This is a genomic window from Cupriavidus sp. 96C5-1 (assembly GCF_057798855.1).
This window is the reverse complement of record NZ_JBYOJU010000031.1, coordinates 62,506-88,325: the sequence shown is the minus strand read 5'-3', so window position 1 is coordinate 88,325 and position 25,820 is coordinate 62,506. Positions and strand designations below refer to the sequence as shown.

At 66.0% G+C, this 25,820-nt stretch carries 23 protein-coding genes; 11 read left to right on the top strand and 12 right to left on the bottom strand.

Annotated features, from left to right (window positions below; all coding sequences use genetic code 11):
- Positions 1 to 134: 134 nt before the first annotated feature.
- The 8 genes from AC3FOF_RS28745 to AC3FOF_RS28710 form a co-directional block, all read right to left on the bottom strand.
- On the bottom strand, positions 135 to 629 hold the full coding sequence (locus AC3FOF_RS28745) for a diacylglycerol kinase (RefSeq protein ID WP_035807411.1): 495 nt from the start codon (positions 627 to 629) through the stop codon (positions 135 to 137).
- Positions 535 to 1,674, bottom strand: a complete 1,140-nt coding sequence (locus AC3FOF_RS28740; protein ID WP_276266784.1) for a glycosyltransferase family 4 protein — start codon at positions 1,672 to 1,674, stop codon at positions 535 to 537. Before AC3FOF_RS28740 ends, AC3FOF_RS28745 begins: the two co-directional genes overlap by 95 nt.
- Positions 1,675 to 1,756: 82 nt before the next feature.
- The gene (locus tag AC3FOF_RS28735) at positions 1,757 to 2,794 is read right to left on the bottom strand and encodes a UDP-2,3-diacylglucosamine diphosphatase (protein ID WP_488728517.1); all 1,038 of its coding nucleotides are present in this window, start codon (positions 2,792 to 2,794) and stop codon (positions 1,757 to 1,759) included.
- A 158-nt stretch (positions 2,795 to 2,952) separates the two neighbouring features.
- A complete protein-coding gene (locus AC3FOF_RS28730) occupies positions 2,953 to 3,930 on the bottom strand; it encodes an esterase/lipase family protein (protein ID WP_488728516.1) in 978 nt (325 codons plus the stop codon).
- Positions 3,927 to 4,490, bottom strand: coding sequence for an RDD family protein (locus AC3FOF_RS28725; protein ID WP_276265414.1), 564 nt, complete (start codon positions 4,488 to 4,490; stop codon positions 3,927 to 3,929). The genes AC3FOF_RS28730 and AC3FOF_RS28725 overlap by 4 nt, the downstream gene beginning before the upstream one ends.
- Before the next feature lie 268 nt (positions 4,491 to 4,758).
- A complete protein-coding gene (locus AC3FOF_RS28720) occupies positions 4,759 to 5,514 on the bottom strand; it encodes a DUF3106 domain-containing protein (protein WP_488728515.1) in 756 nt (251 codons plus the stop codon).
- Between the two features lies 1 nt (position 5,515).
- Positions 5,516 to 5,950 carry a DUF3619 family protein gene (locus AC3FOF_RS28715; RefSeq protein WP_017225619.1) on the bottom strand — a complete coding sequence of 145 codons (435 nt, stop codon included), beginning with the start codon at positions 5,948 to 5,950 and terminating at the stop codon, positions 5,516 to 5,518.
- Positions 5,947 to 6,513: an RNA polymerase sigma factor gene (locus AC3FOF_RS28710; protein WP_017225620.1), complete on the bottom strand. Its 567-nt coding sequence runs from the start codon at positions 6,511 to 6,513 to the stop codon at positions 5,947 to 5,949. The genes AC3FOF_RS28715 and AC3FOF_RS28710 overlap by 4 nt, the downstream gene beginning before the upstream one ends.
- A 369-nt stretch (positions 6,514 to 6,882) precedes the next feature.
- Here AC3FOF_RS28710 and AC3FOF_RS28705 point away from each other — a divergent pair, with 369 nt between their 5' ends.
- The 7 genes from AC3FOF_RS28705 to AC3FOF_RS28675 all read left to right on the top strand — a co-directional run bounded on the left by AC3FOF_RS28705 (position 6,883) and on the right by AC3FOF_RS28675 (position 14,603).
- Positions 6,883 to 8,646 carry an acetolactate synthase 3 catalytic subunit gene (locus AC3FOF_RS28705; RefSeq protein WP_017225621.1) on the top strand — a complete coding sequence of 588 codons (1,764 nt, stop codon included), beginning with the start codon at positions 6,883 to 6,885 and terminating at the stop codon, positions 8,644 to 8,646.
- The gene (gene ilvN, locus AC3FOF_RS28700; protein ID WP_017225622.1) at positions 8,646 to 9,137 is read left to right on the top strand and encodes an acetolactate synthase small subunit; all 492 of its coding nucleotides are present in this window, start codon (positions 8,646 to 8,648) and stop codon (positions 9,135 to 9,137) included. The genes AC3FOF_RS28705 and ilvN overlap by 1 nt, the downstream gene beginning before the upstream one ends.
- A 96-nt stretch (positions 9,138 to 9,233) precedes the next feature.
- Positions 9,234 to 10,250, top strand: coding sequence for a ketol-acid reductoisomerase (gene ilvC / locus AC3FOF_RS28695; protein WP_017225623.1), 1,017 nt, complete (start codon positions 9,234 to 9,236; stop codon positions 10,248 to 10,250).
- A gap of 154 nt (positions 10,251 to 10,404) precedes the next feature.
- Positions 10,405 to 11,049: a phosphatidylserine decarboxylase gene (locus AC3FOF_RS28690; protein WP_017225624.1), complete on the top strand. Its 645-nt coding sequence runs from the start codon at positions 10,405 to 10,407 to the stop codon at positions 11,047 to 11,049.
- A 42-nt stretch (positions 11,050 to 11,091) separates the two neighbouring features.
- Positions 11,092 to 11,997, top strand: a complete 906-nt coding sequence (gene pssA / locus AC3FOF_RS28685; RefSeq protein WP_017225625.1) for a CDP-diacylglycerol--serine O-phosphatidyltransferase — start codon at positions 11,092 to 11,094, stop codon at positions 11,995 to 11,997.
- 184 nt (positions 11,998 to 12,181) lie between these two features.
- Positions 12,182 to 12,685 carry a peptidoglycan-binding protein LysM gene (lysM, locus tag AC3FOF_RS28680; RefSeq protein ID WP_488728514.1) on the top strand — a complete coding sequence of 168 codons (504 nt, stop codon included), beginning with the start codon at positions 12,182 to 12,184 and terminating at the stop codon, positions 12,683 to 12,685.
- A gap of 379 nt (positions 12,686 to 13,064) precedes the next feature.
- Positions 13,065 to 14,603 (top strand): 2-isopropylmalate synthase, encoded by a 1,539-nt coding sequence (locus tag AC3FOF_RS28675; protein WP_017225627.1) that lies wholly within the window; start codon positions 13,065 to 13,067, stop codon positions 14,601 to 14,603.
- A gap of 142 nt (positions 14,604 to 14,745) precedes the next feature.
- On the opposite strand, the gene AC3FOF_RS28670 is transcribed toward AC3FOF_RS28675, so the two are convergent.
- Positions 14,746 to 15,273, bottom strand: coding sequence for a hypothetical protein (locus tag AC3FOF_RS28670; protein ID WP_035808837.1), 528 nt, complete (start codon positions 15,271 to 15,273; stop codon positions 14,746 to 14,748).
- Between the two features lie 202 nt (positions 15,274 to 15,475).
- Between AC3FOF_RS28670 and AC3FOF_RS28665 the strand changes: the two genes are divergently transcribed.
- A complete protein-coding gene (locus AC3FOF_RS28665; protein WP_051078430.1) occupies positions 15,476 to 16,225 on the top strand; it encodes a glycosyltransferase family 25 protein in 750 nt (249 codons plus the stop codon).
- A 121-nt stretch (positions 16,226 to 16,346) separates the two neighbouring features.
- Entirely contained in the window at positions 16,347 to 17,591 is a 1,245-nt protein-coding gene (locus AC3FOF_RS28660; protein WP_488728513.1) for a branched-chain amino acid ABC transporter substrate-binding protein, read from the top strand.
- Between the two features lie 197 nt (positions 17,592 to 17,788).
- Here the strand turns inward: AC3FOF_RS28660 and tal are convergent, their stop codons facing one another.
- Complete coding sequence (gene tal / locus AC3FOF_RS28655; RefSeq protein WP_488728512.1) at positions 17,789 to 18,727, bottom strand: transaldolase; 939 nt, start codon at positions 18,725 to 18,727, stop codon at positions 17,789 to 17,791.
- A 235-nt stretch (positions 18,728 to 18,962) separates the two neighbouring features.
- Here tal and rpiA point away from each other — a divergent pair, with 235 nt between their 5' ends.
- Positions 18,963 to 19,649: a ribose-5-phosphate isomerase RpiA gene (rpiA, locus tag AC3FOF_RS28650; RefSeq protein WP_017225632.1), complete on the top strand. Its 687-nt coding sequence runs from the start codon at positions 18,963 to 18,965 to the stop codon at positions 19,647 to 19,649.
- Between the two features lie 104 nt (positions 19,650 to 19,753).
- Here the strand turns inward: rpiA and AC3FOF_RS28645 are convergent, their stop codons facing one another.
- Complete coding sequence (locus tag AC3FOF_RS28645; RefSeq protein ID WP_017225633.1) at positions 19,754 to 20,029, bottom strand: oxidative damage protection protein; 276 nt, start codon at positions 20,027 to 20,029, stop codon at positions 19,754 to 19,756.
- A gap of 111 nt (positions 20,030 to 20,140) precedes the next feature.
- Positions 20,141 to 21,577, bottom strand: coding sequence for an amino-acid N-acetyltransferase (gene argA / locus AC3FOF_RS28640; protein ID WP_488728511.1), 1,437 nt, complete (start codon positions 21,575 to 21,577; stop codon positions 20,141 to 20,143).
- Between the two features lie 23 nt (positions 21,578 to 21,600).
- Between argA and hrpA the strand changes: the two genes are divergently transcribed.
- Positions 21,601 to 25,797: an ATP-dependent RNA helicase HrpA gene (gene hrpA / locus AC3FOF_RS28635; protein WP_488728510.1), complete on the top strand. Its 4,197-nt coding sequence runs from the start codon at positions 21,601 to 21,603 to the stop codon at positions 25,795 to 25,797.
- Positions 25,798 to 25,820 lie beyond the last annotated feature (23 nt).

Sequence of the window (25,820 nt, the reverse complement as noted above, 5' to 3'; positions counted from 1 at the left end):
AATCGCCGTATGCCATCGCCGTTTGCCGCGTTGCCGCAGGTGCCTTCTTGGGGCGTGCCGGGGCGCTTGCGCCATGCCCGCCACCAGCCGCGGCGCCTGCCGGCGCCGCCGCATCCCGCCCGGCGGGGGTGGCCTCAGGCTGCCAGCCCGCGCAGCCAGTCCAGCACGATCGGTCCGGCGATCGCCACCCAAGTGCCGCCGCACAGCACCAGCGCCAGCATCACGGCGGCGCTGCCGAAATCCTTGGCGCGCTTGGACAGGCTGTGGCGCTCCAGCGAGATGCGATCGACCGCGGCCTCCACGCTGGAATTGAGCAGTTCGACGATCAGTACCAGCAGCAGGGTGCCCAGCAGCAGGATGCGCTCTACGATGCCGACCGGCAGCAGCAGTGCGCAGGGCGTCAGGATCGCCACCAGCGTCAGTTCCTGGCGGAACGCGCTTTCCTCCAGTACCGCGTAGCGCAGGCCGGACAGGGAATTGATGGCCGCGTGCCAGGCCCGCGCCAGGCCGCGGTTGCCCTTGTGGGGGTTCTGCTCAATCGTGTAGTCGCTGTTCGGCGAGTCCGGCGCCATGGTCTGCGGCGCTGGCGGGTGGTGAGGGTCGGACGGCGGGCGATGCGGAGTCGGCATGTTCGGGGGAAGGACGGGCAGCATTGCCATTCAGGGCCGCGCGGACCGTCGGCAGCGGTTGCAGGTGTGTCAGGAATTGCTCGGAGGCGGCGCGCCACGAGAACCGCTCGGCATGGGCGCGAGCGGTGGCGCGGTCGATGCGCAGCGCCTCCAGGCAAGCTTCACGCAAGTCTTCGTGCATCACACCGGCAGTACTGTCGCCAAGCACGTCGATCGGCCCGGTCACCGGATAGGCCGCTACCGGCAGGCCACTGGCCAGTGCTTCCAGCAAGACCAGCCCGAAGGTATCGGTGCGGCTGGGAAATACGAAGACGTCGGCTGAAGCATACACCTTGGCCAGCTCCGGCTGGCTCAGCACGCCAAGGTAGCTGGCGGCGGGATAGCGGGCGCGCAGCGATGCCAGCGCCGGTCCGTCCCCAACGACCCACTTGGAGCCCGGCAGGTCCAGCGCGAGGAAGGCTTCGACGTTCTTCTCCACGGCAACGCGGCCGACGTAGAGAAAGATCGGATGGGCCGTGTTGAGCACGTTCACCTGCTGGGTGGTGAACACGTCCAGGTCGACGCCGCGGGTCCACAGTACGCCATGCGCGATGCCGAAGTGCCGGAGGTCCTGCAGCACCACCGGGGTCGGCGCCATCACGGCACGCGCGGGGCCATGGAACCAGCGCAGGAAGCGGTAGGTCCAGGCCAGCGGAATGCCGAAGCGGGCCTGCACGTATTCCGGAAAGCGCGTGTGGTAGGCCGTGGTGAACGGGATTTGCTCGCCGATCGCATAGCGCCGTGCGGCCAGCCCGAGCGGCCCTTCGGTGGCGATGTGCAGGGCGTCCGGCGCGAAGGCGCGGATGCGCTCCCGGACTTTGGCGCCGGCGAACAGCGATAGCGCGATCTCGGGATAGGTCGGGCAGGGAATGGTGCGGAATTCCTGCGGTGTGATCAGCTCCACCGTGTGCCCCATCGCAAGCAGTTCGCGGCGGGTGGATTTGAGCGTGCGCACCACGCCATTGACTTGCGGCTCCCAGGCATCGGTGACGATCAGGATCTTCATGCGTGCTCCTTGCGGCGGGGCCGCGTGGACGACTGGCCTCGGCGAAGCCAGGGGATTGCGTTGGCGGGGGCGTCAGGCCTTGTCACGCCGGGGCGGTGGCGCGTCGGCGCGTGGCCGTGGCGGGGGCGTCGAGCAGGGTGGTCCAGTAGACGATCCGTAATTCGCCCTCCTGCGTTTCCACGAGGGCGGACAGGCTTTCCACCCAGTCGCCGTCGTTGCAGTAGAGTTGTCCGTCCACCTCGCGGATCTCGGCCTTGTGGATATGGCCGCAGACCACGCCGTCGCAGCCGCGCCGGCGCGCCTCGTCCACCATGGCGTGCTCGAACGAGTTGATGTAGTTGACGGCGTTCTTGACCTGGTGCTTCAGGTATTGCGACAGCGACCAGTAGGGGAAGCCGAGGCGGGCCCGGATGCTGTTGAAGTGGCGGTTGATGGCCAGGATCACGGTATAGAGCGAGTCGCCCAGGTAGGCGAGCCAGCGCGCGTGCTGCACCACGCCGTCGAACAGGTCGCCATGCACCACCCACAGGCGCCGGCCGGCTGCAGTGACGTGGACGGTATCTTCGCGCACCGTGATGTCGCCGAAGGCGAGGCCATCGAACTGGCGTGCCGCTTCGTCATGGTTGCCCGGCACGTAGATTACCTCGGTGCCCTTGCGCGCCTTGCGCAGCAGCTTCTGCACCACATCGTTGTGGCTTTGCGGCCAGTACCAGCCGCGGCGCAGTTGCCAGCCGTCGATGATGTCACCGACCAGGTAGAGCTGGTCCGATTCGTTGTGCTTGAGGAAGTCGAGCAGGTAATCGGCCTGGCAACCCGGCGTGCCGAGGTGGATGTCGGACAGCCAGATGGCGCGGTAATGGCGGACCGGGTGGGTTGGATGCGGGGTCTGGGCGGTGGCGCCGGGAGGGGTGGGGTCGGCTGGAGCGGGAGCATTGGCGGACGACGGGGCGGGCTGCGCCGCTGGCCGTGGCGGCAAGGCGTTGCCTGGTGGCATGAAGGCGGCCAGTGCGGTGGGCAATGAATGGCGTTGCGGTTGCGGCTCGGTCTCGGCATTGCGGCTGCGCAGCTGTTGCGCAGCCTCGGCCAGACGCCCGCAGGCAGAACGAAGAGCTTGAACCATGGCGGCCCCGGTAGCGACGATGGCTGCATTGGGCCAGCAGACCATGACCGAGCCGTGACGGGAACATGAACGTCACATGACCGTTGCGTCGCCGCCATGGGGGCGCGCATGGAGTCCCTGCCCGGCTGTCCGCGGGGCGGGACCCGCCGAGGTTCGGCTCAGGCGGTGGGCGCCACGGCAGACAGCTGTGCAAGTGCGCCCAGCACGGCCTGCGTGACCCGTGGATGGCGCAGCAGGCTGACGTGGCCGATGCCCGCCAGGGCAATATGATGTGCGCCATCCAGCCAGGCCGTGCCTGCCGGGCCGGCAATCGAGTCGTGCCAGCTGAAGATGGATACCAGGGTCTCGCGCTGGCGCGGCTTTTCGCGTGCCGCCAGCGCACGTAGCCAGGCGCTGCCGCAGCGCATCTGCCGTGCATTGAAGCCGCTGCCGTAGCGCGCCAGCGCGCAGCCATGGTGCGGCGTGCCCAGCGTGACGATGCCGCGGCAGGGCGGCGCGGCGCCCCGGCCCGCCAGTGCGGCGCGCGCGGCCAGGCCGCCCATGCTGTGGCAGAGCAGCAGCGGTGGCTGGCCGCTGGTGGCGGCGATGCGCGCGATGGCGGCGCGCACTTCGAGGGCGTACTGGTCGATGTCGCCGAAGACCGGCTCCAGGTCGATCGCTTCGCAGTGATAGCCGGCAGCCGCCAGGGCCGGCTGCATGTCGAGCCAGACCGCATGGTTGCAGCCGTAGCCGTGCACCAGCAGCAATGGGGGGTGCGATGCAGGAGCCCTGGCCGGCGCGAAGCGCCGTTGCGAGCAGAATGGCTGCAGCCAGTTGAACATGCGGAATACGGCGGCGTATTCGCGCAGAAAGCAGGTCAGCGCCTGCGCCAGCGTCAACGGCGCAGGCCGGATGGCCTGCAAGACGGGCGGGACCGGCGGCCGAGTCCCGGCCGGCTCGCCCAGGCCGCGCAAGGAAATGGCAAAGGCGCCCGCGACTGACAATCCATATGCCGCCAGCGCGACGCCGATACCGGCCAGCAAGCCCGCGGCGATGGGCCAGCCAAGCCAGGCATGGAGCGCGGCGGCGCAGCCCAGCGCGGCGGCGGCCTGCAATGCCACCGCGATGCGGCGCAAGGCGGCGGCCGACAGCTTCATGAATTGGGCGGGCGCAGGTCAGTCAGGCGGGTGCGGGCCAGGCGGTCGTGCAGGAACTGCCGCCTGGGGTCGAGCCAGGCGAGCAGGATCCAGATCAGCAGGCCGGCGGCGAGCACGCCGACGAAGGGCCCCTTGACCAGGCCGAGCCAGTGGCCGACCGCCGCCGATGGCGGCAGCCATAGCCAGGCCAGGAGGTAGCGCAGCGCTGCCTGGGGCCAGCGCGGGGGGACGCCCGCGCTGGTTTCCACGCGCATGCGCCAGGTCTGCATGGCCAGGGTCTGGCCATTGCGCTGCCAGAACCAGGCGAAGTAGCAGCCCAGCACCAGGAAGCTCCAGAGCTGCATGGCGAACGGGCCGTCCAGCCCCAGCTGCCGCAGTCCCGGGCGCGCCAGCAGGTACAGCGCGGTGGACGCGCTCAGCACGCCGAACAACAGCACGCCCTCGTACAGCATGCAGGCAATGCGCCGGCGGAGCGTGGGCGCCCTGGCCGGCAGCGCGGGGCCGGCTGGCGCGGAGGTGGCTGGCTTGGCGTCGGGTTTGGGCGTGATCACGGCAGGCATGGCGCAGAGGCGGGAAAGCGGCGAGGCCCGGTGATGAGGCCGCATCGGGCGGAGTGCCGTCGGGTAGATAAGACTGCCGGCTCGGCGGTGTCGCGTGTCGCCACGTGGCACCGCTGTCATTCGCGGCAGCGGCAGCCAAGGCATGGCGGTATCGCAACGCCCGGCCGCAAGGCAGCAAACAGGGCGCGGCGAGGCCGGGACAAGCGTGCATTATGCCAAAAGGCAGCGGCGGCAGGGCGGGAAGGCAGCGCCCGGCGACCTGTACGGCTCAGCGGCGTACCGGTTCGTCCGGCATGCCGGCGGTGCTGCTGCTGGCGGCTTCGGTGGCCGCCTCGCGCGGCGTGTCGGCGGCCGCCCCCGGCGCGCCGGTGGTTGCCGCAGGCGCCGGAGGCTCCTGGGCGGGCGCAGCGGATGCTGGCTCGGTCTTGCGCATGGCGGTCGACGTGGTGCCGGCGGGGGCCTTCTTCTGCAGGTGCAGCTGGCGGTTGGTTTCGGTGGGCAAGTGCCTGCCCGAGGGCAGGGCGCTGACGGCTCCCGGACGGCGCGGCACTTTTTCGGCCGCCGCGAGATTCTTCTTCTGCTCTTCCGGCAACTGCTGATACTTGTCCCAGGCTTCAGTCTTCTTCTTGGCCGGCAGCGAGCGCGTGATCTGGTAGTTTTCGCGCGCCAGGCGCCGCTGCTGCGGCGTCATCTTGACCCATTCCGTCATGCGGGTCTGCAGGCGAGCCTGCTCGGCCGGCGAGAACTTCTCATAACGCTCGGCAATCTTCAGCCATTTACGCCGGTTCAGCTCGGGAAAGCTGTTCCACTCTCCCGCCAGCGGCGCGAGCGCATGCTGCTGCACCGGGTTGAGTTCTTCCCAGGTCGGATGGGCATTGGCGACGGCGACGCCGGGCGCATGGCCGCCTTGCGCCTGGCAGGTGGCCGGGCTCAGCCACAAGGTCGTGGCCGTGGCCATCGCCGCCAGCAGCAAAACCGCCAGCCGCCGGCGCGTCGCGTCGGGATGCAGGGGTGCGCTGGTCATATTACTGGCCGCGCTTCAGGAACACGTGGAAGCCCTGATCGGCGTAGGCGGTGGGCGGCAGGTCGTCGAGCAGCATGGCCGCATCCACATCCGCCAGTTCGTCGACGCGTTTTTGCTGCTGCCAGTGGTAGATACCCGCCAGGCCGGCGGCCAGCGCCACCAGTGTCCAGACCAGACCCAGCCGGCGCAGCCACGAGCCCGCCCGATGCAGTGGCGAATCGTCCTCGCCGAAGTCGGCCGTCTGCATGCCGGCAATCGCCAGTTGTGGAACAGTGGCAACGGCCTGTGCCTTTTTACGGGACAGCGCGATGCGCCGCGCGGCGGCGAGCCGTTCGGTCACATCTGCCGGCAACGCATTCGCCCCGGCATCCAGTGCCGTACGAATCTCGTGTGCCAGGCGGCGTTCGTTGATCTCTTTTTCGTTTCTCGTGCTCATAGTCGGACCCCCCGCGCTCGCAATGCCTGCGCCAGTGTGTGCGTGGCACGGGAACAGTGCGTCTTGACGCTGCCTTCGGAGCATCCCATGACGGCAGCCGTTTCCGCGACGTCCATATCCTCCCAGTAACGCATCAGGAAGGCTTCGCGTTGACGTGCGGGCAGGCGCTGGATCTCCTGTTCGATGATGTGCATGGTCTGCGCGCGCTCGACCTTGTCGGCGCTGCTTTCGGCGGATTCGGAGCCGATTTCGGCCTCGAAAGTGTCGAGCAGGTCATTGTCTTCGCCCTCCCGGTCATCGCGCAGGTTGGAGAACAGCGTGACCCAGGTGTTGCGCACTTTCTGGCGGCGGAACCAGTCGTGGATGGTGTTTTGCAGTATGCGCTGGAATAGCGGCGCGAGTTCGGCGGCGCTCTTGTCGCCGTATTTTTCGGCGAGCTTGATCATCGCGTCCTGGACGATGTCCAGGGCGGCTTCGTCGTCGCGCACCGCAAACACGGCCTGTTTGAAGGCGCGCCGCTCGACGCTGGCGAGAAAGTCGGATAGTTCCTGATCGGTTGCCATGCAGGCGGGGTACAGACGGTGGGGCCGTGGCCGGCGGAAGTGCAGAATGGGGCTTCTTGCACGTCCAAAATGGTGGGATGCTAGCAAATAACCCCCCCTGTGACCATCCTTGTTCTCTCTTGTGGTCATTCAGGCGCAGGAAGCTGCCCCCCGCTCGCGACGCCATGCGATGGCCGGCAGGATGAAAAAAGCCCATAGACCAGCCTGATGCAATGCAGTAGAATCCTTGGTTCACACGACATCAGTGGTTGTCTCATCCGGCCGCTTATGAGGCGGTCTTCCATGCAGACGCGCACCGCTTGAACCCGTGCCACAAGCCCGGCAGAGAGCATCCGAACAATTTTTTGCCGAAAATTGCAAAGGACTGAAATGAACATGCCCAGCGCGGAATTCTCCCACGCAGACAGCAATTCATCTGCCGCACCCGAAATGATCGGGGCGGAAATTCTCGTTCACGCACTTGCCGAAGAAGGCGTCGAGTACGTCTGGGGCTACCCTGGCGGCGCAGTGCTGTATATCTACGACGAGTTCTACAAGCAAAAGAAGATCGAGCACATCCTGGTGCGCCACGAGCAAGCCGCGGTTCATGCCGCAGACGGCTATGCGCGTGCGACCGGCAAGGTGGGCTGCGCCCTGGTGACCTCCGGTCCCGGCGTCACCAATGCGGTGACGGGCATCGCCACGGCCTACCTGGATTCGATCCCGATGGTGATCATCACCGGCAACGTGCCGACGCACGCCATCGGACAGGATGCTTTCCAGGAGTGCGACACGGTCGGCATTACCCGCCCCATCGTCAAGCACAACTTCCTGGTCAAGGACGTCCGCGATCTCGCTTCGACCATCAAGAAGGCGTTCTATATCGCCGCGACCGGCCGTCCCGGCCCGGTTGTCGTGGATATCCCCAAGGACGTCTCCCGCAATTCCTGCAAGTACGAGTATCCCAAGTCGATCGACATGCGCTCGTACAGCCCGGTGAACAAGGGCCATTCGGGCCAGATCCGCAAGGCGCTCGCGCTGTTGCAGGGCGCCGAACGACCGTTCATCTACGCCGGTGGCGGGGTGGTGCTGGCCAACGCCAGCGAGGAGCTGCGCCAGCTGGCTGCGCTGACCGGCCATCCGGTTACCAACACGCTGATGGGTCTCGGTTCGTTCCCCGGCACCAGCAAGCAGTTCGTCGGCATGCTCGGCATGCACGGCACGTATGAAGCCAATATGGCCATGCAGAACTGCGACGTGCTGATTGCCATCGGCGCCCGTTTCGACGACCGCGTGATCGGCAACCCGGCGCACTTCACCTCGCAGCCGCGCAAGATCGTTCATATCGACATCGATCCCTCTTCCATCTCGAAGCGGGTCAAGGTCGACATTCCCATCGTCGGCAACGTCAAGGACGTGCTGCAGGAGCTGATCGCGCAACTGCAGGCCAGCGACGTCAAGCCCAAGCGCGAGGCCCTGGCCCGCTGGTGGGAGCAGATCGAGCAATGGCGTTCGGTGGACTGCCTCAAGTACGACCGCAACTCCGAGATCATCAAGCCGCAGTACGTGGTGGAAAAGATCTGGGAACTCACGCACGGCGATGCCTTCATCTGCTCGGACGTGGGTCAGCACCAGATGTGGGCGGCGCAGTTCTACAAGTTCAACGAGCCGCGCCGCTGGATCAATTCCGGTGGCCTGGGCACGATGGGCGTGGGCCTGCCGTATGCGATGGGCATCAAGAAAGCCTTCCCCGAGAAGGAAGTGGTGACCATCACCGGCGAAGGCTCGATCCAGATGTGCATCCAGGAACTGTCGACCTGCCTGCAGTACGACACCCCGGTCAAGATCTGCGCGCTCAACAACCGCTATCTCGGCATGGTGCGCCAGTGGCAGGAAATCGAGTACGACAACCGCTACTCGCATTCCTACATGGACGCGCTGCCCGATTTCGTCAAGCTGGCCGAGGCCTATGGCCATATCGGCATGCGCATCGAAAAGACGGCCGACGTCGAGCCCGCCCTGCGCGAAGCCTTCCGTCTGAAAGACCGTACCGTGTTCCTCGATTTCCAGACCGATCCGACTGAAAACGTGTGGCCCATGGTGCAGGCCGGCAAGGGCATCTCCGAAATGCTGCTCGGCGCGGAGGACCTGTAATGCGACACATTATTTCGGTCCTGCTTGAAAACGAAGCCGGCGCGCTGTCGCGCGTGGTCGGCCTGTTCTCGGCCCGCGGCTATAACATCGAGACGCTGACGGTGGCGCCCACCGAAGACGCCTCGCTGTCGCGCATGACCATTGTCACCAGCGGCTCCGACGACGTGATCGAACAGATCACCAAGCATCTGAACCGCCTGGTGGAAGTGGTCAAGGTGGTGGACCTGACCGAAGGCGCGCACATCGAGCGCGAGCTGATGCTCGTCAAGGTGCGCGCGGTCGGCAAGGAGCGTGAGGAAATGAAGCGCACCGCCGACATCTTCCGCGGCCGCATCATCGACGTCACCGAGAAGACCTACACCATCGAGCTGACCGGCAACGGCGTCAAGCTGGATGCGTTCCTGGACGCCATCGACCGTGCCGCGATTCTCGAGACCGTCCGTACCGGCGGCTCGGGCATTGGCCGCGGCGAGCGCATCCTGAAGGTCTGACCCGATTGCAGTATCCAAGGGCGGCGCCGATGCCGGCACTAGCCGGGCGGTAGCCGCCAGCCCGACACACGAAAACGAAAGATCGAAGGAAATATCATGAAAGTGTTTTACGACAAGGACGCCGACCTCTCCCTGATCAAGGGCAAGAACGTCACCATCATCGGCTACGGCTCGCAAGGCCACGCCCACGCGCTGAACCTGAATGATTCGGGCGTGAAGGTCACCGTCGGCCTGCGCAAGAACGGCGCCTCGTGGAACAAGGCTGTGAACGCCGGCCTGCAGGTGAAGGAAGTGGCCGAGGCCGTCAAGAGCGCCGACGTGGTCATGATCCTGCTGCCGGACGAGCAGATCGCCGACGTGTACAAGAACGAAGTGCACGACAACATCAAGGAAGGCGCTGCGCTGGCCTTCGCCCACGGCTTCAATGTGCACTACGGTGCCGTGATCCCGCGCGCTGACCTCGACGTCATCATGATCGCGCCGAAGGCCCCGGGCCACACCGTGCGCGGCACCTACGCCCAAGGCGGCGGCGTGCCTCACCTGATCGCCGTGCACCAGGACAAGTCGGGCTCGGCCCGTGACATCGCCCTGTCGTACGCAACCGCCAACGGCGGCGGCCGTGCCGGCATCATCGAGACCAACTTCCGCGAAGAAACCGAAACCGACCTGTTCGGCGAGCAGGCCGTGCTGTGCGGCGGTACCGTCGAGCTGATCAAGGCTGGCTTCGAGACGCTGGTGGAAGCCGGCTACGCGCCGGAAATGGCTTACTTCGAGTGCCTGCACGAACTCAAGCTGATCGTCGACCTGATCTATGAAGGCGGCATCGCCAACATGAACTACTCGATCTCCAACAACGCCGAATACGGCGAATACGTCACCGGCCCGCGCGTCGTGACCGAGGAGACCAAGAAGGCCATGAAGCAGTGCCTGACCGACATCCAGACCGGCGAATACGCCAAGAGCTTCCTGCTGGAAAACAAGGCTGGCGCACCGACCCTGATCTCGCGCCGCCGCCTGACCGCCGAGCACCAGATCGAGGAAGTAGGCGCGAAGCTGCGCGCCATGATGCCCTGGATCGCCAAGAACAAGCTGGTCGACCAGTCGAAGAACTAAGCTGTACCGCAGTCCTACGGCCTGCCGCGGCTGACGGCGCGGGCCGCGGCCGTTCAGATTTCCGCACGATTCCCCGCTTCGAGGGGTTATTCGGGCGGAGGCTGAACGGCTTTTTGTTATCCTTGTCAGACTTTATCCACCTAGTAAGCACTGCATGAACTATCCTCATCCGCTAATCGCCCGTGAAGGCTGGCCGTTCCTGGCTGGCGCCTTTGTCATCTCGCTGCTGGTGCAGGTCGGCGCCGGCTTCTGGTGGGCCTTGCCGCTGTGGATCATTACGCTGTTCGTGCTGCAGTTTTTCCGCGATCCGCCGCGGCCGATCCCGGCCCAGCCGAACGCCGTCCTGGCCCCCGCCGACGGCCGTATCGTGGTGGTCGAGAAGACCATGGATCCCTATGCGGGGCGCGAAGCGCTGAAGATCAGCGTATTCATGAACGTGTTCAACGTACACTCCAACCGCGTGTCCGTGGACGGCAAGGTTGAGAAGGTCGAGTATTTCCCCGGCAAGTTCGTCAACGCCGACCTCGACAAGGCCTCGCTGGAGAACGAACGCAACGCCGTGGTCATCCGCCGTGCCGCCGACGGCAAGGTGGTGACCCTGGTGCAGGTGGCCGGCCTCGTCGCCCGCCGCATCCTGTGCTATACGCGAGTTGGCGAAACGCTCTCGCGCGGCCAGCGCTACGGCTTTATCCGCTTTGGCTCGCGCGTGGACGTCTACCTGCCGGTGGATGCGCGTCCGCGCGTCACCATCGGCGAGAAGGTGTCGGCCTCGTCCACCATCCTGGCCGAGCTGGATTGATCCGGCTTCGCCGGAGCAGATCAGACCCACTGGAGAACAGGCATGGGTGCTTTCAACCGACGCAACAAGCGCGCCAGCAACGGCAATGTGACTCACTTGCGTCCCTTCCGCCATAACCAGCGGCGCGGCAACGAGGCCGACGGCTTCGACGACGAGGCGGCCGCCGACGATCACGACATCGAGTACGTGCGTCCGCGCCGGCGCGGCATCTACCTGTTGCCTAACGCCTTTACCACGGCGGCGCTGTTTGCCGGCTTCTTTGCGATCGTGCAGGCCATGAACATGCGCTTCGACAGCGCGGCCATCGCCATTTTCGCCGCCATGGTGCTGGACGGCATGGACGGCCGCGTGGCGCGCATCACCAATACGCAGAGCGCGTTCGGCGAACAATACGATTCGCTGTCGGACATGACCTCGTTCGGCGTCGCGCCGGCGCTGGTGATGTATGAGTGGATCCTGCACGACCTGGGCAAGTGGGGGTGGATCGCCGCCTTTGTCTATTGCACCTGCGCCGCGCTGCGGCTGGCCCGCTTCAATGCCAATATCGGCGTGGTCGACAAGCGCTTCTTCCAGGGGCTGCCCAGCCCGGCGGCGGCGGCGCTGGTGGCCGGTTTTGTCTGGCTGGCGATCGACAACAAGCTGCCGGTCAAGGAGCTGTGGATGCCGTGGGCGGCGTTCGGCATCACGCTGTATGCCGGGCTGTCGATGGTGACGAATGCGCCCTTCTATAGCGGCAAGGCGCTCGACGTCCGCTACCGCGTGCCCTTCGGCATGATGGTGCTGGTGCTGGTGCTGTTCGTGGTGGTGTCGACGGATCCGCCGGTTGCCTTGTTCGGCTTGTTCGTGGTGTACGCGATCTCCGGCTATGTGCTGTGGGGCTGGCGGGCGCTCCACGGCGAGCCGGCCGGCGCGCGCAAGGTGCGCGACGGCGGGAACGATCGTTCCTGAACGCAGGTCAGTAAAAAGGCGCTTCGGCGCCTTTTTACTTTTTGGTTCCCGGGTCCGCAAGGATCCAGGCGCCGGTTTCCGGAATCCCGGGCTTCCCCTGCGGCAGGGCGGAGCCCGGGCCAGCGGCGCAGTCGGCCGTGGTTTGCTGTACCCATTGTTGTCCACTTATCACTGGAGGTTTGTCATGGGCATGCTCGACTTCATCAAGGAAGCAGGAGAGAAACTGTTCGGCGGCGGCGAAGCCAAGGCCGCACAGGATGCGGCTGCCGCGGATGCGTCCCCGGCCAATGTCGATGCGGCCAACCGCGCCGCCGGCGATGCCATCGAGGCCTATATCAGGCAGATGGGGCTGGATGCCACCGGCCTGATGGCGCAGGTGGATGGCTCGCAGGGGTTGGTGACGGTATTCGGCGTGGCGCCGGACCAGGCCACGCGCGAGAAGATCATCCTGTGCTGCGGCAATGTGCAGGGCGTGGACAAGGTAGAGGACAAGATGTCGGTCAATGTCGAGGCGGCCGAGTCGCAGTGGCATACCGTGGCCAAGGGCGACACGCTGTGGGCAATCTCGCAGGCGGCCTACGGCAACGGTGCGCTATACACCGCCATCTTCGAGGCGAACCGGCCCATGCTGTCGGATCCGGACAAGATCTATCCCGGCCAGAAGCTGCGCATTCCGTCCAAGGACTGACGACGGCCGGCGGCCGGCATCCCGGGGCCTGCCGTGCCCGGAGCCGGCCGGAGCCCGCCATCGAACCGATTGACGCATCCGTATTGCGCGCGCGCGGCTTCTCGGCTATAGTCGCTGACATGATTTCGCGCCAAGCCCTACTCGCCCGCACCATTCTAGGTGGCCTACTAGGCCATCAGGTCGGGACGCGTTCGCGCTGAGGGAAGCCAACCCCCTCGCGCAAAGTCACACAGGATTCACAAACGCCCCGGCCTGCATTACTGCACGCCGGGGCGTTTTGCATTCAGCGGAAATACAGCAGGACAGCAGAACGAAACGGCGGACGCCGAGACAGCAACTTGATTCGCCAGACACAAAGATAAGCCCAGGAGCCCCACCCATGTCCGACAAACTCATTATTTTCGACACCACCTTGCGCGATGGCGAGCAGTCGCCTGGCGCCTCCATGACCCGCGAGGAAAAGATCCGCATCGCGCGCCAGCTGGAGCGCCTCAAGGTCGACGTGATCGAAGCCGGCTTCGCGGCCAGCTCCAACGGTGATTTCGAAGCCATCCGCTCCATCGCGCAGGTCGTCAAGGACTCGACCATCTGCTCGCTGGCACGCGCCAACGACCGTGATATCGCACGCGCCGCGGAGGCACTGAAGCCGGCCAACTCCTTCCGCATCCATACCTTCATCGCCACCTCGGCGCTGCATATGGAAAAGAAGCTGCGCATGACGCCGGACCAGGTCTACGAACAGGCTCGCCTGGCAGTGCGCTTCGCGCGGCAGTTCACCGACGACATCGAGTTCTCGCCGGAAGACGGCAGCCGCTCGGACATGGATTTCCTGTGCCGCGTGCTGGAAGGCGTGATCGCCGAAGGCGCCACCACCATCAACCTGCCGGATACGGTGGGCTACGCCGTGCCGGAAGGCTACGCGGCGCTGATCCGTTCGGTGCGCGAGCGTATCCCCAATTCCGACAAGGCCGTGTGGTCCGTGCATTGCCACAATGACCTCGGCATGGCGGTGGCCAATTCGCTGGCGGCGGTCAAGCTCGGCGGCGCGCGCCAGGTCGAGTGCACCATCAACGGCCTGGGCGAACGTGCCGGCAATACCAGCCTGGAAGAGGTGGTGATGGCGGTCAAGACCCGCCGCGACTACTTCGACCTGGACGTCGGCGTGGACACCACCCAGATCGTGCCGGCCTCCAAGCTGGTATCGCAGATCACCGGCTTCGTGGTGCAGCCGAACAAGGCCGTGGTCGGCGCCAACGCTTTCGCCCACGCTTCCGGCATCCACCAGGATGGCGTGCTGAAGGCGCGCGATACCTACGAGATCATGCGGGCCGAAGATGTGGGCTGGACCGCCAACAAGATCGTGCTGGGCAAGCTGTCGGGCCGCAACGCCTTCAAGCAGCGCCTGCAGGAGCTCGGTATCGAGCTGGACAGCGAAAGCGAGGTCAACGCCGCGTTCGCCCGCTTCAAGGAACTCGCCGACCAGAAGTCCGAGATTTTCGACGAAGACATCATGGCCATCGTTTCCGACGAGGCGCACGACGTCAACGACCATTTCCGCTTTATCTCGCTGTCCCAGCACTCCGAGACCGGCGAGCGCCCGCATGCGCGCGTGGTGTTCAATATGGACGGCCAGGAACTGACGGGCGAAGGCGAGGGCAATGGTCCGGTCGATGCCACCCTGCACGCGATCGAGGGCAAGGTCGGCAGCGGCGCCGAGCTGGTGCTGTATTCGGTCAACGCCATCACCACGGGCACGCAGGCCCAGGGTGAAGTGACCGTGCGCCTGTCGAAGGGCGGGCGCATCGTCAACGGCGTGGGTACCGATCCCGATATCGTCGCCGCCTCGGCCAAGGCCTACCTGGCCGCATTGAACAAGCTGCACGACAAGGCCGTGCAGAAGATCAACCCGCAGATCTGATCCAGGTCCGTGCGGTAAGCCCGCGGCCTATCCGGCCCGCGGGGCTTGAATCGGCCCGCCGCGTTCCCACGAGGACGCCGGCGGGCAATTTGCGTTCACCGTCCGGCCCGCGCGAGGTCAATGGATGGCAGGCGGGTGGGGCTCAGCGCCGCCGGCTGGGCCGATCGAAGAGCGGATCCGGCGTGATCTGGGTCTGGCGCAGCACGCCGCCGTCGTCGAAATAAAAATTGAACAGCGACGGCCAGTTGTCTTCATGGCGGAATCGGTACGACCACACTTCCCGTTTCATCAGCGGGTAATACTGCGAGGGCTCGCGGGGCTTGCCGAAGTGCTGCTCCACGTCCAGCTTGGTCCAGACATCGACCTTGGCCTTATAGAGTTCTTCGGTCTGCAGCATCTGGCGGAACCTGGTCAGCCGTCCGCTTTTGTCGAAGTCGGCCGCGTAAGCCTGCTGCCCGAGGGGTTGCTTCGAGTAGATCCAGCGCTGCGTGCCGTCGGATAGCTGATACGTATCCGTTGGCGTGCCGAACCGCGCCTGCACGGCCGCTTCCGGCGCACCTACCATTTTCTGGCCTTCCTCGACGGGTTGCAGCACGGAGCAGGCCGATAGTGCCGTCGCTGCTGCAGCGAGCACGATCCAGCTGACTGCACGTGGCGCTGACGTCTTCATGGCTGTCCTTTTGCGGAAATATCCGCGTGATAAAACTTAAGAGTGTAGCCGCGCGCAAAACGTTGTGTGCGAGGCTAGTAACATGCACGGACTTCCCGGCGCTGGGGCGTGCTGGGTCCGTGGCACGTACTAAAGATCACTTGCGGCCGGCCGATATCCTTTCTTTTGTGCAGCAGCCATTCGAACAAGAGGGATACCGTCCATGCAAGGCAGACACATTCCGTCCAACCTTCAAGCACTAGGGCTAGACGGTATTCTCATCATCAACGTCCGATCCTTCGTGGAGCGGCGCAAGCATATCGAGGCGCAACTGGCCCGCTTTGGCATGACCGGCGAGCTCGTCCACGAGTTTGATGCCGACGATATCGACCCGGAAACCGACCGCGCCTATTTCAAGGGGGAAGGGCTGCGCCCTGCGCAGAAATCCTGCTCGCTGAAGCATATCGTCGCGCTCGAGCGTATCCGGCAACGCGGATGGCGGCGCGCGCTGGTGCTGGAAGACGATGCCGTGCTATCGGACGCCTTCCTGGCGGGCCTGGCGCAAGCGCTGGAGGAAGCCGGTTCCCACGCCGGCCCGCACGTCATCTACCTGGGCTGTGGCGGGAACCAGTACACGCCCCGCAGCAAACGGGTTGCCGGGCAGTACCTGTACCGCAACTGCCGCGGCCGGCTCACCGACTCCTATCTGCTTGGCGCTGCCGCGGCCGGCCTCAGGCTTGAGTGGATGGCACGCAACCCGACCGAATTGCCGATCGATCTCGCGTTCGACAAGATGGATCATGAAATGGGAATTGCCATTCTCTGGTTCGAAGACCCGTTGGTGGAGCAAGGCAGCAAGAACGGCGCGTTTCGCAACACGTTGGAGCCCGTCGCTCGCCCACCCGTGGTGCAGCGAGTCCATTTCCACTGGAAGAAACTCTGGCAAAAGCGCCTGCGCCAGCTCTGGCGCTAGTGGTCGTGGTCTCGCACTGAGATGCGCTGGGCAAGCAAGTCTCCTGGGAACGCGGCGCGTCCGGTGTTGCCGCAGCCCGGTCCCTGGCTTACCATGCACCGCTTTGGCGGGAGATCTATCGATGCGGGTGAAACGATGGCTGGCGGGCTGGCTGCTGGCGATAGCGGCAAGCGCCGGCGCGCAGGAGCCGATCCGGCTCGGCCTGATCGAAGGGCTGTCCGGCCCTTTCGCCAACGCGGGCGATGCGGTGGTGCGCAATCTGCGGATGGCCATCGACCGCGTGAATGCGCGCGGCGGCGTCAGGACCGCCGAAGGCCCGCGCCCCTTCGAGCTGGTCACGTTCGATAGCAAGGGCAATGTCGACGAGAGCCTGATCCAGCTGCGCGGCCTGGTGGACCGGCGCATTCCCTTTGTCTTGCAGGGCAACAGTTCGGCGGTGGCCGGCGCGCTGGTGGGCGCCATCAACCGCAACAATGCGCGGCAGCCCGATGCCCGCGTGCTGTTTCTCAACTATTCGGCGGTCGATCCGGTTCTCACCAACGAGAACTGCAGCTTCTGGCATTTTCGCTTCGACGCCAGCGCCGATATGCGCATGCAGGCGCTGACCGAGGTCATCCGCACCGACAAGAGCGTGCGCCGTGTCTACCTGATCGACCAGGACTATAGCTTCGGCCACCAGGTGGCGCGTTCGGCCCGCGAGATGCTGGCCGCCAAGCGGCCCGACCTGCGCATCGTCGGCGACGAATTCCACCCGATCGGCAAGATCAAGGACTTCGCCCCGTACATCGCCAAGATCAAGGCCAGCGGCGCCGATGCGGTGATCACCGGCAACTGGGGCAACGACCTGACCCTGATGGTCAAGGCCGCGCGCGAAGGCGGGCTGAACGCCAGGTTCTATACCTTCTACGGCAATGGCCTGGGCGCGCCGGCGGCCATGGGCGATGCCGGTGTAGGGCGGGTGCTGGCCGTGGCGGAGTGGCATCCCAATGTCGGCGGCGCGGCCTCCGACGCCTTTTACCAGGCCTTCCGCGCCCGCTACCCGGAGCCCAGGGACGACTATGTGCACCTGCGCATGCAGATGATGGTGGAAATGCTGGCGCGGGCGATCGAACAGGCGGGCTCGACCGATGCCGCCAAGGTGGCGCGAGCGCTGGAGGGCATGCGCTATGTCAACGACTTCCATGAAGCCACGATCCGCGCGGACGATCACCAGGTGCTGCAGCCGCTTTATGTTTCCGTGATGGAGCGGCAGGGCGGGGAGGTCCGGTTCGACAATGAGGGCTCGGGGTACGGGTTCCGGACGGTGAAGAAGCTGAAGGCGGCGCAGACGACGTTGCCGACGACCTGCAAGATGGAGAGGTTTTAAGTCTTGAGCCGGGGCGTGGCCGCGTCAACAGCGTGTCAGGCCGCCGCTGCCCACGCCGGCTCCGTAACGGCGCCATAAGCCGTTGCAGGTCAAACAGCGGGATTTGGCCGCGTATCCGGGCCTGCGCATCGGGGACTGGCCGGCGCCGCCCGGGCGCTGAGACCAGTCCAGTGCGGCGCCGTATGGCGCCGCACCTCTCAAGCCGTAATCAACGCCTCCAGCTTCACCGCATCCGCCGCAAACAGCCGGATGCCTTCAGCCAGCTTCTCGGTAGCCATCGCATCCTCGTTGAGCTGCCAGCGGAAAGCCGCCTCATCGCAGGCGATGCGGGCAATGTTGCCGGCCTGGGCCTGGTCCACCGAGAGCTTGCATTCCACCGTGCCTTGGCCCGCGGCCAGCTTTTCGAGCAGGTCGGGGCTGATGGTCAGCAGGTCGCAGCCGGCCAGCGCCAGGATCTGTTCGGTGCTGCGGAAGCTGGCGCCCATCACTTCGGTAGGGTGGCCGAACTTCTTGTAGTAGTCGTAGATCTGGCGCACCGAGCGCACGCCGGGATCGTTGTCGCCCGCGTTGGCGGCGGCGTCCCATTTGTCGCCGGCCTGCTTCTTGTGCCAGTCCAGGATGCGGCCGACGAAGGGCGAGATCAGTTGCGCGCCGGCCTCGGCGCAGGCCACCGCCTGGGCCAGCGAGAACAGCAGCGTCATATTGCAGCGGATGCCGTCGCGCTGCAGGATTTCAGCGGCGCGGATGCCTTCCCAGGTGGAGGCGATCTTGATCAGCACGCGCTCGCGCGCCACGCCGCGTTGCTCGTACAGCGTGATCAGGTGGCGTGCCTTGGCGACCGTGGCTTCGGTGTCGAACGACAGGCGGGCATCGACTTCGGTGGAGACGCGGCCCGGCACGATGGCCAGGATCTCGCAGCCGAAGGCGATCAGCAGGGCGTCCATGACGGCCTGGGTGCCTTCGTGGTCGCGCACCGCTTTTTCGAGCAGCGGGCGGTATTCCGCCTTCTGCACCGCTTTCAGGATCAGGGATGGATTGGTCGTGGCGTCCTGCGGCGTGTACTGCTTCATCAACTGGAAATCGCCGGTGTCCGCCACCACGGTGGTGAACTGCTTGAGCTGATCGAGCTGGTTCATGGTCAGTGCATTACTGGTAAGGGTTGGGGATGGCGCGGGGCCGAAACGGCAGGCCCGCAGCGCCGGCGTGCATCCTTGCAGGCCCAGGCCCGGATGGCGGGAACCACGACGGGTGGCGCGCGCAGCCCTGGGGTTGCCTCGCGGCCATTGTACCGTTGGCAGGTGGCGGAACCTGCGATGCCACGGCAATCCGGTACACTATGCGGTTTCCCCCCAAAGCAGACGGGCTGTTGTCATGACTCAGGATGAACTCAAGGCGCTGGTAGCGCAAGCCGCGGCCGACTATGTCGAGAAGGAAGTGCCGGCGGGTGCGGTGCTTGGCGTTGGTACCGGTTCCACGGCCAACCTCTTTATCGACGCGGTGGCGGCGTTCAAGGAACGCTTTGCCGGTGCGGTTTCCAGTTCGGAGGCTTCCACCCGCCGCCTGCAGCAGCACGGTTTCAAGGTCCTGGACCTGAACGAGGTCGACGAGATCCCCGTGTATGTGGACGGCGCCGACGAGATCGATGCCAGCGGCGCGATGATCAAGGGCGGCGGCGGCGCGCTGACGCGCGAGAAGATTGTCGCTTCGGTAGCGAAGCGCTTCGTCTGCATTGCGGACGGCAGCAAGCTGGTGGCCGCGATGGGCGCGTTCCCGCTGCCGGTGGAAGTGATTCCAATGGCACGCGCCGCCGTGGCGCGCAAGCTGGCGGCGCTTGGCGGCCAGCCGCGCCTGCGCATGACCAAGGAAGGCGGCATCTACAAGACCGATAACGGCAATGTGATCCTGGACGTGGCCGGGCTGAAGATCACCGATCCGAAGGGGCTGGAAGAGATCATCGACCATGTGCCCGGTGTGGTAACGGTGGGGCTGTTCGCCCTGCGCGGTGCCGATGTGCTGCTGCTCGGCACATCCGACGGTGTGACGCGTAGCGATTATTGAGCATTGGCCGGGCTCGCCGGCTGCCGCCTGCATGAAAAAAGGGTGCCTCGAACGGCACCCTTCTTGTTTTCCGGCCGCGCGGCAACGACCGCGGGCAGCGGCAATCAGGCCTGCGGCGGCGGGACGTAGCCCTGCGCCTGGTCGGCGCCTTCGCCGAAGAAGTACTTTTCGGTCTGCTTGAGCAGGTATTGGCGCGCACGGGCATCCGCCATATTGAGGCGGTTCTCGTTGATCAGCATGGTCTGGTGCTTGAGCCAGCCGGCCCAGGCTTCCTTGGACACACTTTGCCAGATCTTCTTGCCGAGTTCGCCCGGCAGCGGCGGCAGGTCGAGCCCTTCGGCTTCCTTGTTGAGCTTGACGCAGTTGACCATGCGGGCCATTGGGGAACTCCTTGTTGTCGTGTGATGTAGCCGGCGCGGCGAGAGGCCGGCCGTTGCGATGCCGCTATTGTAGCGAAGCGGGGGCGAGCCTTCCGGCTACCCCCACCGCCGTCACAGTTTTTTCATCAGCACCATCGATTTGCGCTGCCAGTTGTAGAGCTTGCGCTTGTCTTCCGGCAGGTCGTCCACGGTGGCGTGGACGAAGCCGCGCTTGAGGAACCAGTGTTCGGTGCGGGTGGTGAGCACGAACAGGCGGTCCAGCCCAAGGCTGCGGGCGCGGCGCTCGATACGCTTGAGCAGGCGCTCGCCGTCGCCGGTGCCCTGCGCTTCGGAGGACACGGTCAGGCAGGCCATCTCGGCCATGCCTTCGCGCGGATAGGCGTAGAGCGCGGCACAGCCGAACAGCACGCCGTCGTGCTCGATTACCGAGAAGTTGGCGATGTCGCGCTCGATCAGGTGACGTCCGCGCGGCACCAGCGTGCCATCCTGCTCCAGCGGCGCGATCAGCTGCAGGATGCCGCCGACGTCGTCCAGCGTGGCTTCGCGCAGGCTTTCCAGGTCGGTGTCGGAAATCATGGTGCCGACGCCATCGTGGAGGAACAATTCCAGCAGCACCGAGCCGTCCAGGTCGAAGGGTATCAGGTGGGCGCGCGGCACGCCGCCCTTGAGCGCCTTGACCAGGTGTTCGAGGTAGACGGCGACCTCGGCGGGCAGGTGGTTGTTCTGCAACCGTTCGATGGCGGTGCGCAGCGACATTTCCGGCATCAGCTTGCCGACCGCGTCCTGCACGCCGGGCACCTCGGTGATAAAGACCAGCTTGTCGGCCTTCAGCGCGATGGCGGTGGCGCTGGCCACGTCTTCCATCGACAGGTTGAAGGCTTGCCCGGTGGGCGAGAAGCCGAGCGGGGAGAGCAGCACGATCTTGCCGTGCGACAGCGACATGCGTACCGATTCGCCGTCGATTTTCCGTACCAGCCCGGTGTGCTGGTAGTCCACGCCCTCGACGATGCCGACCGGGCGCGCGGTGACGAAGTTGCCGGAGATCACGGAGAGCTGGGCGCCGGCCATGGGCGTATTGGGCAGGCCCTGGCTGAACGCGGCCTCGATATCCAGGCGCAGTTCGCCGGCGGCTTCCTTGGCGCACTCCAGTGCGGCGTTGTCGGTGATGCGCACGCCTTCGGCGAATTGCGACTCGACCTGGCGCAGCGCCAGCTGTTCTTCCACCTGCGGGCGCGAGCCATGCACCAGTACGATCTGCATGCCCATGGCGTGCAGCAGCGCCACGTCGTTGACCAGGGCGTTGAGCGTGCCGGCCTTGACCAGTTCGCCGCCAAAGGCGATCACGAAGGTCTTGCCCCGGAAGGCGTGGATGTAGGGGGCGACCGCACGCAGCCAGTCGACGAACTGCTGGTGGTCGGGGCCGCCGCGCTCGACCGGGTCGGTGCCGGTGGCGGTCGCGGGCTGCGCTGCAGGGGCGGGGACGGGCAGGGGCTCGTCCATTTCGGACGGCGCGGGCGCGTCGGCTAGCGTGTCGGTTCGTGCATTCATGCCGCGGATTATAATCCCGGCCAATGTCAGCACAACGTCCCGCCAAACCTTTGTCGCCGGATCGGAAAACCGATGCCGGCCGGCCCGCGCCCGAGGTCGCCCCGTCTCCCGCCCAGCCCGTCGCGAGGCAGGCGCGCGCGCCTGCCGTAGCCGCGCCGCCGGCAGCGGGTCCGGACAACCGCCAGCCGGAGCGCCGGCAAGCAGGCCGCTCCCCCCAGCCGGGCAGCGGTTCTCCTGCCCGGGCGGTAGCGCCGGCCGAGCGCCGTCCCGGGCAGCCCGGCCCGTCCCGGCCAAGGCCCATCGATGCCACGGGCAGGCCGCCGCGCCAGGAAGGCGATCGGCGCCCGTCACGGCAGGACCAGGAGGTGCGCCCGGAACGTGCCGGGCGCCCGGCACGCGAGGCGCGCCGTCCGCTTCGCGTCGCCAATCCGCTGCCGCCCATCGCGTTCCCGGAAGCCCTGCCGGTTTCGGCCCGGCGCGAGGAGATCGCGCAGGCCCTGCTGGCCAACCAGGTGGTGATCGTCTCCGGCGAGACCGGCTCCGGCAAGACCACCCAGCTGCCCAAGATCTGCCTGTCGATCGGGCGCGGCCCGGGCGCGGACGGCGGCGGCGGCCTCATCGGCCACACCCAGCCGCGCCGGATCGCCGCCACCTCCACCGCAAAGCGGATCGCGCAGGAGATCGGCACGCCGCTGGGCGAGCACGTGGGCTATCAGGTGCGTTTCAACGACACCATGTCGCCGGGCGCCTCGGTCAAGCTGATGACCGACGGCATCCTGCTGGCCGAGACCCAGACGGATCCACTGCTGCGGGCCTACGACACCATCATCATCGACGAGGCGCATGAACGCAGCCTCAATATCGATTTCCTGATCGGCTACCTGAAGGAGATCCTGCCGAAGCGGCCGGACCTGAAGCTGATCATCACGTCGGCCACCATCGATGCGAAGCGCTTCGCCGAGCATTTCGCCCAGGGCGGCAAGCCGGCGCCGGTGATCGAGGTCAGCGGGCGCCTGTACCCGGTGGAGATCCGCTACCGGCCGATCGAGAAGGATAAGCCCGCGCCGGGCGAAGCTGCGCCCAAATCGGCGCAAACCAAGGAGCGCGATCTCTTCGACGGCATCGTCGAGGCCGTGGACGAACTGTGCCGGCTCGGCCCGGGCGATGTGCTGGTATTCCTGCCCGGCGAGCGCGAGATCCGCGAGGCGGCCGAGGCGCTGCGCAAGCACCATCCGCCGCACACCGAGATCCTGCCCCTGTTCGCGCGCCTGTCGGTGCAGGAGCAGGAACGCGTGTTCCGGCCCTCGAACGCGCGCCGCATCGTGCTGGCCACCAACGTGGCCGAAACCTCGCTGACCGTGCCGGGTATCCGCTATGTGGTGGATACGGGCCTGGCGCGGGTCAAGCGTTACTCCTACCGCAACAAGGTCGAGCAACTGCAGATCGAGGCGATCTCGCAGGCGGCGGCCAACCAGCGCGCCGGGCGCTGCGGCCGGGTGGCCAACGGCGTCTGCATCCGTTTGTACGAGGAGGCCGATTTCGCCGGCCGTGCGCGCTTCACCGATCCGGAAATCCTGCGCTCGTCGCTGGCCGCCGTGATCTTGCGGATGAAGGCGCTCAAGCTCACCGCGATCGAGGCGTTTCCCTTTATCGAGCCGCCGCTGGGCCGCGCCATTGCCGACGGCTACCAGTTGCTGCAGGAACTGGGCGCGGTGGAAAGCGTGGGCGACGACGCCAACGCGCTGACCCAGACCGGCCGCCAGCTGGCCCGCCTGCCGCTGGATCCGCGCGTGGCGCGCATGACACTCGCCGCGCGCGAGCACCATTGCCTGCGCGAGGTGCTGATCATCGCCAGCGCGCTGTCGGTGCAGGATCCGCGCGACCGCCCGCAGGAGGCGCAGGAAGCTGCCGACCAGGCCCACCGCAAGTTCATGGACGAGAAGTCCGAGTTCCTGGGCTGGGTCAAGCTGTGGAAGTGGTTCGAGGAGGCGGTGGCGCACAAGAAGACCAACCGCCAGTTGCAGGACCAGTGCCGCGCCAATTTCCTCTCGCACGTGCGCCTGCGCGAATGGCGCGACGTGCATTCGCAGTTGCTGACCACGGTGACGGAGCAGGGCTGGCGCCTCAACGAGAGCGAGCCCACCTACGAGCAGGTGCACAAGGCGCTGCTGACGGGTTTGCTCGGCAACGTGGGCTGCAAGCTCGAGGACGCCGACGGCCGCGGCCGCGAGTATCTTGGCGCGCGCGGCATCAAGTTCCACCTGTGGCCCGGTTCGCTGATCGCGCGCAAGGTGGGCCGCTGGATCATCGGCGCGGAACTGATCGAGACCAGCCGGCTGTTCGCGCGCACGCTTGCCAGGATCGAGCCCGAATGGCTGGAGCAGGTGGGCCGCCACCTGCTGAAAGTGAGCTGGAGCGATCCGCACTGGGAGAAGAAGTCCGGCCAGGTGATGGCGATGGAACGTGCCACGCTGTACGGGCTGGTGGTCTACCAGCACCGGCGCGTGCACTACGGCCCGATGAACCCGGCCGAGGCGCGCGAGCTGTTTATCCGCCGCGGGCTGGTGGAGGGCGAGTTCGATACCAGGCTGCCGTTCTTCGCCCACAATCAGCGCCTCACGCGCGAGATCGAGAACCTGGAGCACAAGGCGCGCCGGCAGGACGTGCTGGTCGACGATGAGCTGATCTTTGCCTTCTACGATCGCCTGATTCCTGCCGAAATCCATCAGCAGGCCACCTTCGAACAGTGGTATCAGGCCGAAAGCGCGCGCGACCGCAAGCTGCTCTACCTGAACCGCGAAGAGCTGATGCGGCACGAGGCCGCAGGTATCACCACCGACCTGTTCCCCAAGGTGCTGCCGGTGGCGGGCGTGGATATGTCGCTGACCTATCATTTCGAGCCAGGCAGCCATCGCGATGGCGTGACGCTGACCGTGCCGCTGTACGCGCTCAACCAGGTGCGCCCGGAGCGGGCCGAGTGGCTGGTGCCAGGCATGGTCAAGGAGAAGGTGCACCTGCTGCTGAAGTCGCTGCCGCAGAAGCTGCGCCGCCATTGCGTGCCGTTGCCCGATTACGCAGCGGGTTTTGTCGAGCGCAATCCCTTCGGCGAAGGCGAGTTGCTCGACGTGCTGATCGCAGACATCCGCGAGCAGACCGGCACCATGGTCAAGCGCGCGGACTTCAAGCTGGAGACCTTGCCCGCCCACCACGCGATGAATTTCAAGGTGGTGGACGAACATGGCCGGCAACTGGACATGGGCCGCAACCTGGCGCAACTGCGCGCCGAGTTCGGCGGGCAGGCGCAGCAGTCGTTCCAGAACATCGCCGCGCGCGATGTGCCGGCGGCGGAGGCCGGGCAGTACGAGAAGCTGACCAGCTGGTCGTTCGGCGAGCTGCCCGAGCTACTGGAAATCCGCAAGGGCAACCAGACGCTGTACGGCTATCCGGCGCTGGTCGACCACACCACCCATTGCGACGTGGAGGTGTTCGACGATCCGCAGGAAGCCGTGCGTGTGCACCATGCCGGGCTGCGCCGCCTGTTCGCGCTGCAACTGCGCGAACAGGTGAAGTTCCTGGAAAAAAATATTCCCGGCCTGCAGCAGATGGCGATGCAGTACATGACGCTGGGCACGCAGGAGATGCTGCGCGACCAGATCGTGATGCTGGCGCTGGAGCGGGCCTGCCTGCAGGCGCCGCTGCCGCGCGTCGAGGCCGAGTTTGCCGCGCGCAAGGAAGAGGGGCGTTCGCGCCTGAACCTGCTGGCGCAGGAGATCGCCCGGCTGGTGGCGGCCGTGCTGGCCGAGTACGCGACGCTGCCGCGCAAGCTGATCCAGGCCAAACCCTTTGCCGCGGCGCATGCCGATATGCAGACACAGATGGCGCGGCTGATGGGCAAGCAGTTCGTGGCCGACACGCCTTACCAGCAGCTGGTGCATTTCCCGCGCTACCTGAAGGGCATCGCCATGCGCATCGACAAGATCAAGGGAGACCCGGCGCGCGATACGCAGCGGCTGCAGGAAATCACCCCGCTGTTGCAGCAATGGCAGCGCGCCGAAACCCAGCTGCGGCAGCAGGGCAGGGGCGTGGAGGACGCGCGCCTGGACGAGTTCCGCTGGATGCTGGAAGAACTGCGCGTGGCGCTGTTCGCGCAGGAGCTGCGCACGCCGGTGCCGATGTCGGTCAAGCGGCTGCAAAAGGTGTGGGAGGCCATGCAGCGGTGAGGCCGGTCCCCCGGTCCCGCGCG